The organism is Alkalibacillus haloalkaliphilus C5, assembly GCF_000269905.1.
Classification (GTDB): domain Bacteria; phylum Bacillota; class Bacilli; order Bacillales; family Alkalibacillaceae; genus Alkalibacillus; species Alkalibacillus haloalkaliphilus_A.
In genome coordinates this window covers 1-11,180 of the sequence record NZ_AKIF01000094.1, presented here as the reverse complement: position 1 = coordinate 11,180, position 11,180 = coordinate 1, and the positions used below count along the sequence as shown (strand labels likewise).

Below are 11,180 nucleotides of genomic sequence, written 5' to 3'. Positions count from 1 at the left end.
AGAAGCAGAGAAAACCACATCTATATCCTATTAAGGAAATTTTAAAACGCTTTAATCTTCAAGAAACTGAAGCGCTAATGTTGGATGACCTAAAACCTGGGTTGGATATGGCGAAAAGTTGTAATGTGGATTTTGCCGCTGCTGGCTGGTCACACGTCATTCCTGAAATTAAGCAACAGATGGAATTGGAATCAAAATACTACTTTGAAACAGTAGAAGAATTCAATCGATTAGTATTGAGTAAATAACAAAGGCATTTAGGTGATTTTTTGAAAAAGGAGATACCAAAAAAGATACATATTATAGGCTCTGTTGGAAGTGGTAAAACAACTTTAGCAAATGAATTATCTTCAATGTTAGAAATGCCTTATTACGAATTAGATAATGTAGTTTGGATAAGGAATAAATCTGGAGATATAAGAAGAACAGAACAAGAAAGAGAAGAATATTTAAATAGTATAATACAATCTGAAAGTTGGATAATTGAAGGGGTACATAATGAGGATTGGGTAAGTAATTGTTTTCATAGTGCAGACTTAATTATTTTTTTAGATACCAAATATTCAATAAGAACATACCGAATAATAAAGAGGTTTCTGAAACAAAAACTTCGATTAGAAAAATCAAACTATAAACCAACATTTGAAATATTTTTAAAAATGTTTAAATGGAACCGATACTTTGAAAAGATAGGAAAAGCAAATTTCTTTAATAAGTATGTTATACATAAAGATAAGATAGAGATTATTACTAACACAAATCAAATTAAAAAAATTTCATCTAACGGGCAGCAAGGGTCAAATAAGAATTTTAGATTGTGATGATCAACTAATGAAGCAATTTAGTTCAATAAGGTATGATGTACTAAGGATTAGATGTAGAGCATGCATCAATTATAATTGTCATTAAGGGAAGCGATATATAAGAGAGATAATGAGTTAAGTGCTTCAGAATAAAGGGGATTAAAAATAATGGATGGAAAAGAAATTATAAAAATGTTTGGTTTTGAAGTTAAAGAGGAGCCTAAGAGTATTTATCCATTTTCACCAGTATATCGAGTAAGACATGGTAATGATGATGTTGTTGTAAAACGTACGCAAACAAGAGCGGATAATGTAATTGCTTATACTACTATGCTAAAAGATAGAGGGATAAATGTCGTAACACCTGTAAAGTTACATGTTGATAACCCGCAAAAATATGAAGATACAAATTTTGTAGTCTACCCGTTTATAGAAGGTAAGAAATACACAGGGGATGATAGAGAAATCTATGAAGCTGGGAATTTATTAGGCCAAATTCATAGTTTTTCTCCTATTTCTAATACCTTTAATCTTCTTGAATATGATGTTTATGACTTTAATCAAAAAGAAGTAGAAGAGAGTATGGAAGCTATTATACAACATGCGGATAAAGCTCAAGTCGAAATAGACCCAGGATTAAAAGCAAAGCTATTAAAAAGTGTTGCAATTCAGGAAGAACTTCAACATGCGGGATTACCACTTGTTGCTACTCCTCATGATTATAAAGCAAATAACTTGGTATTAATCCCGAAACCGTTTCTAATTGATCCAGATAATGCGACATGGATACCAAGAATATTTGATCTGGCATTGGCATTACTGCTTTTTCATAATGAGCATGAAGAAGCCGCAGACCGGATTTTTACAATAAATGAATGGAAATTATTTTTATCAGGATATAAAGAATATATTTCTTTAACTGAAATAGAAAAAGTATTTTGGGAAAAGGCGATAAAGCATGTCTTTCTTGATGAAGTAATGTGGCTGATGGCTGAGTACGAAGAGGACTGGCAAAATCCGTCTCAACAAAGATTGTTTAAAAGCTTAATGTCTATAATGATAGATAGTGTAGACTATAACCTGGAGTAAGAAGTTTAAAAAGAGACTCAACTAATATAGTTAATACTCAATTATTGAGCTAACGGGGACGATTGTTCAATAAGGATGATTGCTCTTCAACTAACGGATCAGTTTAGTTGAAGATTCAATTTTAATTTTTTAGGAGGAAGTTCATTGCAGGAAAAAGAAGCAAGACTATTTTCAGAACCACTTTATCCATACATACAACCTAATAAATTGGAAATAAAATTAGTTCAAAGTAAACCACTTAGAAGGCTGAAACATTTAGCGCATTTCGGTGCTGGTTCATTAGTATCACCAGTTGTGCATAGTAGATTTGAACATACAGTAGGTGTATGGAAACTAACTGCACTTTATTTCCCGGAAGATATCGAGTTACGGGTAGCAGCATTGCTACATGATATTGGACATTTACCATTTTCACATGCAGTAGAAAACACCTTAAACTTTAACCACCATCAATTAACTGAGCATTATATTTTAGAAGATGAAATATCATCTATATTGCAACAACATAATATTAGCCCTTATAAAATTATCCAAATCTTAAATGAGCCTTCTGTTATTACAGGGAAGGGTAATATTTTAGGAATTGACCATCTTGATAGTTTCTTTAGAGACACATATATGGCGGGTATGATAGAAACTCTTCCTAAAGATTTATTACATAAGATTAGATGTAATTCTAAAGGGATAGTAACTGATATTGAGACAGGACATTATCTATTAAAACTAATATTGTCAGACCATAAGCTATTCCTATCGCCACAAATGATTGCCGTAGACAGATTATTAGCAGAGTCAATAAAACTCCACTGGACTGTAGATACAGTTAACAAAGATGAATTTGTTAAATTAACGGACTCAGATGTAATTTCAATGTTAAAAGCATCCCCATCAGTTGAAGCCAAGGAGATAATAAATACTTTACTCTTTTCTCCAGATAAAATTAGAATTAACAACCCCAAAAATGGAAAGGGTTATTCGATTGGAATTAGGAAGGTATATAGTAAAGTACCTATGTATCAGGGAAGGGCAATAACAGAACAAAGTATAGAAGCAAGGAACATTTTGGAGGATTTGCAAGGTTTATCATTTGATTTAGAAGTTCTTATAACTACTCAATAGTTCAATATGATCAGCCACTTCTTTCACAATTAAAGCAGGTTGCTGTAATTATAAAAGAATTTAATAATTACAATTGAAACAAAACTGATGTTAACCGCATTAAGTTATAAAGGGGGGGGTGTTTTTATGAAAAAGAAATCTATGAACTTTATCACAATGGTTTTTGGGGTAGTTGTAGGAATAGCTATATATGAAGGAATAAAGGTTCTAATCCAAAATTTATTTTAATTGTGAAACAGTGTACTTAAACAAACGGGGCCAACAGTTCAAGTACGTTCATTTTATTCTCTTTTATTTTATAATGCGCACTTAAGGGAGAGTTGTTAATTGGGATATGAAGTAATTCTAAACACACCAATATCAAATAACGAAGTACCAGAATTAAGAGAACTTGTTAGCTGGAATAGGCGTGAGGAAGATTATCCGAGATTATTCGAACGTTGTAATTTCTGGGCAGGAGTAAGGAACGAAAATCAAAAGCTTATAGCTTTCGGTTATGTGTGTGGAATGGGCTTAGAACATGGTTATATGGAAGATGTAATCGTTCATCCTGATTATCAAGGGCAAGGGATAGGCATTGAGCTGGTCAAAGAATTATTAAGGGCATCAGAATTTTTTGGATTAGAAATTGTAACAGTTACATATGAAGAAAATAAAGCAAGCTTCTATGAAAAATGTGGTTTTACACCTGGCTCAGGAGCAGTTTGGCAATCATTAAATTAATTGTTTTTAAACTATTGGGGCAAGAATTTAACAAGACGATCAAGTAAATTGGTCGTCTTTTTTTATTGATACAATTATTGGAATATTATGTTAACATTAGTGTAGAAGATATTAAACTAACGGAGCAGAATAGTTCAATAAGGATAAGGTTATGAAATTCAAAAGAAGTTAAATGGTAGGGGGTGTATTAGATGAATAGAGTTGAATTTATCCGTAATGAAGAAAAGAAATACCATGATTTTTGTTACGAAAACTACAAATTATTCGAAGAAGGCTCATGGCTATATAAACCCGTTAAAACAGTAATGGATTTACTATCAATGTTGGAGGGGAAAACTAATATTAAAGTGCTTGATTTAGGTTCAGGAGTGGGTAGAAATAGTATCCCAATTGCACAAGATATAAAAACGAAAAATGGAAAAGTGTTTTGTGTAGATTTATTGGATTCTGCATTAGATAAGTTAGAACTGTATAGCAGTGAGTACGGAGTAGAAGAAGTAATTGAAACAAAAAAAGCGGATATAGGAAGTTACGTTATTCCGAAAAGTGAATTTGATTTTATTGTTGCTGTATCAACATTAGAGCATGTTGAATCAGAATGTGTATTTGAAAATGTAATTCGACAAATGGCATTTGGAACAAAAGATGGAGGAATAAACTGTATCATTGTTAATTCAGAAGTAGAAGAAATTGATATTGATACAAATGAGAAATTAGACGCAATGATGGAAGTAAATATAAAAACGGAAGACATGATGAATAAACTAAGTAATATTTATGATGGTTGGGAAGTAGTTAATCAGTTAGTAAAGCCACTCGAATATAAGATTATTCGTAATGAAAGAGATGTATTATTAAAAACAAATGCTATCACTTTCGTTGTAGGAAAGAAATGATATTTCACTAACGGGGCAAGATCACTTAAAAAGAAAGTTCAATATTTAAATTAGTAAATAATTATTTTGAAAGGGGGAACTTTATATGGAAATTAAAACAATGACATTACAGACAGCAAAATTAACTGAAATGAAAGATTTTTATATTAAGCAATTAGGATTTATTTTGATAGAGGAAAACGATGACAGTTTTAGGTTTGCTGTTGGTAGTAGCGAATTAGAATTTACTTCAAATGGAGTAACAAAAATCCCTTACTACCATTTTGCCATCAATATTCCTTCAAATAAATTTATTGAAGCAAAAACATGGATAAAGGAGAGAGTTAGTTTAAATTTAGAAGATGGACAAGATGAGGTTGATTTTTCTCATTTACCTGCCCACGCTTTATACTTTGATGACCCATCTGGTAATGTGGTTGAGTTTATTTCTAGGCATTCAATGAAAACAGACCAAGACAAACCATTCTCAATAAAGAGTGTTCTAAATATAAGTGAAATAGGTGTGACAGTCAATGATGTATTCAGTGCAGCGGACGCTCTAAACAAAGTTGGTGTAACTGAACGGGATAATGAAGTCATAAATGAACAAACTCTTAATTTTATGGGGGATAGAAAGACAGGCGTATTTATCATTTTGAATCAACCTGGAAGAAGGTGGATTTTCTCAGAAAAACTTTCTAATACCTTCCCACTTTCAATCACGTTATCTAATAATAGTAAAATAGATGTTAATACGAACGGTGAGTTAAGTACAACAGCGTAAAGGTGTTTTGATGAGAAAGGAAGTACCTTAATGGTTTCTTTAGCCCTTGGGTCTTGTTATGGTATTAACGGGCGTTAGTTGAAGAACTGGCGTAATAAAGGGACTTAGAAAAATTCTAAGCCCCTTATTGAAGTTACTCTCAAAAGTCATTTATACTCTTTTAAACAACATGTAGAGTACAGGTACAAGTAATAGCGTTAATACAGTTGAGAAAGCAATCCCGGAAATGATCGTGATTGCGAGTGGTTGGAATAATACATCACCACTTATGGCAACAGGTGTTAGTGCGATAATCGATGTAATTGTTGTTAGTCCTATTGGTCTAAGTCGAGCTTCAACTGACTTAACAACGGCTTCATTAATGGTAGAGTTTGATTTGATTGATTGTTCAATGAAATCGACTAATACTAATGAATTCCTTACCACTATACCTGTTAGTGAGACCATGCCGGTAATAGCTAAGAAGCTAATTGGCGTTTGAGTGACGAATAACCCTAATATAGCTCCTGCAATCGCTAAATAGACAGATATTAAAATAAGAAATGGCATTGTTAGTGAGTTGAACTGAAATGCAATTAATAAATAAACGAGTAATACCCCTTTTGACAGCGTTATAAAACTATAAGTTAAAATAAAAAGCATAGCCTTGAATAATAACGAGTTCGGTTTTGAAGTACAAAATTACAATTAGTAGGTAAAATCACATTAGATTTAAAAGCTGAATTGACTAACATAATCACATTTTAATCAGCACATAAAAACGCTCAGAGATGAAAAATCTCAGAGCGTTTCTTTGTATTGTCATATTCAACTAAAGCACCCATTAATTTAAAATCTGGTTTACCTTCTTATCATCTTCTAACGATTCTTGTATTAGTTCTTTTAGTTTATCTTCGTTTTCAATTTCACTCAAATTTATTCCATACCATTCTTGTAGATTTTCCCTCGTAATTTTATACTCTTCCATACCATCAACCATTTCAAAATTAAAGGTTACCCAGTCCACATTTTGTATCAAAGAAAAAAGATATGAGGCATTGTTAATAGCTGTTTCTTTGTCATTTAATTCTGATTCTATCCAATCATAGTTTACAATGATCCCATATGGTTCTTCTTTAGTTTTAAGTTCTAATCCACTAAAATGTTTTGCCCCTTGTAAATGAATAACAGAATTAACTATTGCACTGTTATCACCTACATATGAACCTTTATATTGAAATAAATCAACATCAGTATTATTTGAATTTGAATTACAACCACTTAAAAAGAACATTACCAATAGTGAAAACAACAAGAATTTAATCATTTGTCTCAACTTCATTTCCCCCTTTATAAATATCCATTATAGAAATATAACATAAAAATCAAAACACTTTCTGTAATTATTCTGCCAGTTAGTTTAAGTACAGCACATCGCATTCAAGTATTTTGATTTTAACATAAATAATTAATTCCTTTAGATTTTATCAGATAAACAAACACAGTAATTATCAGCGTTTTTAACAACCGAATTCTGCGATTGACAGGAATTTATGTCACCTAGCAAAACATGCTAAATAGGGTGCCATTTTGCCTTCTTTTTGTTTATAAACATTGTTAAATCAACAAAATAAGCAATCCAATTTATATGCTAGTTGGATTGCTAAAAGGTTCGTTATTTTGTGTTTTGTGCTCTTAAACCGAACCCGTTACTTGAATAAGGCTATGCTTTATAACTCTGTTTATACAAACATGCTTAGACCCATCATTAGAGAGCTTAACAGCATGGCAATAATCATTAAATAGATCACGATCGTCGTCCATGTCTTTTTCTTTCTACGAGATGAAGCATAAGGAGCACGAGGCTTTTTGTTGTTAGACACAATGATTCCTCCCTTAAATTAATCCGCTAATCTCATTGTAAAAGAAAAACAAGCATTGGACAAGACAAAACTTTGCTTTACAATAAAAGTAGATGACGAATTTTTCTTACAACTGTAAAATGGGGTTAGAAGGGAGAGGTTACATAATGACAGAACGTTTTAATGAACAATTAAATGAATGGAAGAATCAAGTTAAAAAAACGAATGAACGCTTTCCAGAGAGAAAAGAACAATTTGTAAACAAATCTGATATAGAAATTGATCCACTATATTATCCAAAAGAAGATCAAGTCGATGAAAAATATAGTGAAAAGATTGGTTTTCCAGGCCAATATCCATTCACTCGAGGTATTCAGCCTTCAATGTACCGCAACCGTTTTTGGACGATGAGACAATATGCAGGGTTTGGTTCAGCTGAAGAGACGAACAAACGTTTTCGTTATTTGTTAGAACAAGGTCAGACTGGTTTATCAGTAGCTTTTGATTTGCCAACACAAATTGGCTATGATTCTGATGACCCGATGTCTGAAGGTGAGGTCGGTAAAGTTGGTGTTGCTATTGATTCATTAGAAGATATGGAAACGCTTTTAGAAGGGATTCCTCTTGATCAAGTTAGTACATCAATGACGATTAATGCACCTGCTTCTGTATTATTATGTATGTACATAGCTGTAGCAGAAAAACAAGGTGTACCGAAAGAGAAAGTGACCGGTACGATTCAAAATGATATTTTAAAAGAGTATATTGCAAGAGGAACATATATTTATCCACCCAAACCGTCAATGCGGTTAATTACGAATATATTCGAGTATTGTGCAAATGAAGTGCCGAAGTTTAATACGATTAGTATTTCTGGCTACCACATTAGAGAAGCGGGTTCAACAGCTGTTCAAGAAGTGGCATTCACCCTTGCAAATGGCATGGCTTATGTTGATGCTGCAATTGAAAGCGGTTTAGCAGTCGATCAATTTGCACCTAGATTAGCCTTTTTCTTTAATGCACATAACAATTTCTTTGAAGAAGCGGCTAAATTTAGAGCAGCTAGACGTATTTGGGCAAAAATGATGAAAGAAAAGTATCAAGCGCAAAATGAAAAAAGCTGGCGTTTACGTTTCCATACACAAACAGGTGGTTCAACACTGACAGCGCAACAGCCAGATAACAATATTGTTCGAGTGGCACTCCAAGCATTATCAGCTGTACTAGGTGGTACTCAAAGCTTGCATACGAACTCAAGAGATGAAGCGTTAGCTTTACCGACAGAAGAGTCGGCTCGTATTGCATTACGTACACAACAAATTATTGCTCATGAAAGCGGCGTTGCTGATACTGTAGATCCACTTGCAGGTTCTTATTACGTTGAAAAGATGACTGATGAGGTCGAAAAGGAAGTTATGGAGTATTTAGATCGGATTGAAGAGATGGGCGGTGCCGTTCAAGCCGTTGAAGAAGGGTATATGCAACGTGAAATCCATCAAACTGCTTACGAGACGCAGAAAAAGATCGAGTCACAAGAAGAAATTATCGTCGGTATGAATGAATTTAAAATTGAAGAAGAAGTCCATGAAGATTTATTAAGAGTGGATGAACAATTAGAACAAACTCAAGTAAACCAAGTGAAAAATATACGCCAAATACGTGATCAATCTCAAGTAGATGAACAATTAAGCAAATTAAAACAAGCAGCACAAAAATCAGATGAGAACTTAATGCCTTATATTTTAGACTGTGTAAAATCGTACGCTACAGTCGGAGAAATCTGTCACGTACTACGCGATGAATTCGGTGAGTATACAGGGATGTAAAAGGAAGGGAGAATGTCAGTATGGAACGGAAAATTAGAGTACTAATTGCCAAACCAGGATTAGATGGTCACGATCGTGGTGCGTTAGTCATCGCTCAAGCTTTACGTGATCACGGAATGGAAGTTATTTATACTGGGCTAAGACAATCACCAGCACAAATTGCGCAAGCTGCGATTCAAGAAGATGTTGATGTTGTTGGGTTATCATCACTTTCAGGTGGTCATAAAACTTTGTTTCCAAAAGTCGTTGAAGCGTTAAAAGAAAAAGGTGCAGAGGATATCCCAGTTATTGGTGGTGGGGTTATTCCAGATGAAGACATTGATTATTTATTAGAGCAAGGCTTGCAGAAAATCTTCACACCAGGTACACCAACAACTGAGACTGTTGACTTTATTAAATCTTGTGTAAGTGGTGATTCAAATGAATAAAATCGCACATATCGGAATTGCGGTATCAAGTATTGATGAGACTTTACCTTTTTACCGAGACCAACTAGGGCTTGAGTTTAAAGGAGTTGAAGAAGTAAAATCAGAACATGTTAAAGTTGCCTTCTTAAAAATTGGCGAAAGTGCTATCGAACTATTAGAACCTCTTAACGCTCAATCACCGATCGCTAGATATATCGAGAAGAAAGGTGAAGGCATTCATCATATCGCTTTAGATGTAAATGATATTGATGAACGTTTAAACACTTTAAAAGAACAAGGCGTACCGTTAATTCACGAACAACCGAAAGTTGGAGCACATGACAGTCAAATCGCATTTTTACATCCAAAGGCAGCAAACGGTGTATTATTTGAACTATGTCAACAAAAGTAGGAGGCTTAACTATGGATATTTTCGATAAAATTAATGAATTATATGATAAGCGTCGAAAAGTTGAATTAGGCGGCGGAGACAAGAAGATTCAAAAGCAACGAGATAAAGGAAAGATGACAGCTCGTGATCGAATTAATTACTTATTAGATGAAGGATCATTTGTAGAGTTAAATCCTTTTATCGAACACCGTGTAACAGACTTTGGTATGGATGGAAAAGAGGTGCCAGGTGAAGGTGTCGTAACAGGCTATGGTACAGTAAATGGTCGTTCAATTTACTTATTTGCTCAAGATTTCACCGTTTATGGTGGAGCACTAGGAGAAATGCACGGTAAGAAGATCGCAGCTGTTATGGACTTAGCTGCGAAAAATGGCACACCTTTTATCGGCTTAAACGATTCAGGTGGTGCACGTATTCAAGAGGGTGTTGCTTCATTAGATGGCTATGGTCACGTTTTTTATCGTAACTCAGTCTATTCTGGTGTGATCCCACAAATCTCTGTTATAATGGGACCTTGTGCAGGTGGTGCTGTTTATTCACCAGCTATTACAGACTTTGTTATTATGGTAGAAGAAACATCACAAATGTTTATTACTGGGCCAAAAGTAATCGAAACGGTTACGGGTGAAAAGATCTCTTCTGAAGATTTAGGTGGGGCAGACGTACATAACTCGAAAAGCGGTAATGCCCACTTAAAAGCTAAAAATGAAGAAGAAGCATTAGACCAAGTTAAGCAATTAATTAGCTACTTGCCACAAAATAGTCAAGAGAAAACGCCTGTACAAAAACTCGAGAAAGAAGAAGATTTTCGTCCTGACTTAGCTGATATAATACCATTTGATGCGATTCGACCGTATGATGTTCGCACAGTTATTAATGAAGTCGTGGATCATGAATCATTCTTTGAAATCCAGCCTGAATTTGCTAAAAATGTTGTTGTTGGTTTTGCAACAATTGACGGTGAGACGATTGGATTAGTGTGTAATCAGCCGAAACATTTAGCAGGTGGTCTTGATATCGATTCAAGTGATAAAGCATCTCGATTCATTCGTACGTGTGATTCATTTAATATACCAATTATTACTTTTGAAGATGTTACTGGATTTTTCCCAGGTGTTAAACAAGAGCATGGTGGTATTATTCGCCACGGTGCTAAAATTTTATATGCTTATTCTGAAGCAACAGTCCCGAAAATGACGGTCATTACTCGAAAAGCATACGGTGGAGCATATGTTGCATTAAATAGTAAATCGATTGGGGCTGACTTAGTGTTTGCCTGGCCAAATGCTGAGACTGCCAAG

The 11,180-nt window shown here is 34.1% G+C and carries 12 protein-coding genes and 1 pseudogene; 10 read left to right on the top strand and 3 right to left on the bottom strand.

Translation table 11 applies throughout. The features are described from left to right. The 7 genes from A194_RS0110505 to A194_RS0110470 form a co-directional block, all read left to right on the top strand. The coding region (locus A194_RS0110505; protein ID WP_017186806.1) for an HAD hydrolase-like protein at positions 1–248 on the top strand (248 nt) is incomplete at its 5' end. Positions 249–269: 21 nt separating this feature from the next. After that, entirely contained in the window at positions 270–821 is a 552-nt protein-coding gene (locus tag A194_RS0110500) for a P-loop NTPase family protein (RefSeq protein WP_017186805.1), read from the top strand. A 150-nt stretch (positions 822–971) separates the two neighbouring features. Further along, positions 972–1,892, top strand: coding sequence for an aminoglycoside phosphotransferase family protein (locus tag A194_RS0110495; RefSeq protein ID WP_017186804.1), 921 nt, complete (start codon positions 972–974; stop codon positions 1,890–1,892). Between the two features lie 144 nt (positions 1,893–2,036). Beyond that, on the top strand, positions 2,037–3,011 hold the full coding sequence (locus A194_RS0110490) for an HD domain-containing protein (RefSeq protein WP_017186803.1): 975 nt from the start codon (positions 2,037–2,039) through the stop codon (positions 3,009–3,011). 327 nt (positions 3,012–3,338) lie between these two features. After that, the gene (locus A194_RS0110480) at positions 3,339–3,734 is read left to right on the top strand and encodes a GNAT family N-acetyltransferase (RefSeq protein ID WP_017186801.1); all 396 of its coding nucleotides are present in this window, start codon (positions 3,339–3,341) and stop codon (positions 3,732–3,734) included. A gap of 191 nt (positions 3,735–3,925) precedes the next feature. Next, positions 3,926–4,630 (top strand): class I SAM-dependent methyltransferase, encoded by a 705-nt coding sequence (locus A194_RS0110475; protein WP_017186800.1) that lies wholly within the window; start codon positions 3,926–3,928, stop codon positions 4,628–4,630. Between the two features lie 85 nt (positions 4,631–4,715). After that, on the top strand, positions 4,716–5,393 hold the full coding sequence (locus A194_RS0110470) for a VOC family protein (protein ID WP_017186799.1): 678 nt from the start codon (positions 4,716–4,718) through the stop codon (positions 5,391–5,393). 150 nt (positions 5,394–5,543) lie between these two features. On the opposite strand, the gene A194_RS0110465 is transcribed toward A194_RS0110470, so the two are convergent. The 3 genes from A194_RS0110465 to prli42 all read right to left on the bottom strand — a co-directional run bounded on the left by A194_RS0110465 (position 5,544) and on the right by prli42 (position 7,255). Next, on the bottom strand, positions 5,544–6,035 hold the full coding sequence (locus A194_RS0110465; RefSeq protein ID WP_017186798.1) for an efflux RND transporter permease subunit: 492 nt from the start codon (positions 6,033–6,035) through the stop codon (positions 5,544–5,546). Positions 6,036–6,216: 181 nt separating this feature from the next. Continuing rightward, positions 6,217–6,714 (bottom strand): DUF4825 domain-containing protein, encoded by a 498-nt coding sequence (locus A194_RS0110460; protein WP_237718760.1) that lies wholly within the window; start codon positions 6,712–6,714, stop codon positions 6,217–6,219. A 400-nt stretch (positions 6,715–7,114) separates the two neighbouring features. Beyond that, complete coding sequence (prli42, locus tag A194_RS20300; protein ID WP_017186796.1) at positions 7,115–7,255, bottom strand: stressosome-associated protein Prli42; 141 nt, start codon at positions 7,253–7,255, stop codon at positions 7,115–7,117. Positions 7,256–7,401: 146 nt separating this feature from the next. Here prli42 and A194_RS0110450 point away from each other — a divergent pair, with 146 nt between their 5' ends. The 3 genes and pseudogenes from A194_RS0110450 to A194_RS0110435 all read left to right on the top strand — a co-directional run. Further along, a complete protein-coding gene (locus A194_RS0110450; protein WP_017186795.1) occupies positions 7,402–9,060 on the top strand; it encodes an acyl-CoA mutase large subunit family protein in 1,659 nt (552 codons plus the stop codon). Between the two features lie 20 nt (positions 9,061–9,080). Then, a pseudogene (mce, locus tag A194_RS20795) lies at positions 9,081–9,879 on the top strand (methylmalonyl-CoA epimerase). Between the two features lie 11 nt (positions 9,880–9,890). After that, positions 9,891–11,180, top strand: a 1,290-nt coding sequence (locus tag A194_RS0110435; protein WP_017186794.1) for an acyl-CoA carboxylase subunit beta, incomplete at its 3' end; no start/stop codon positions are given.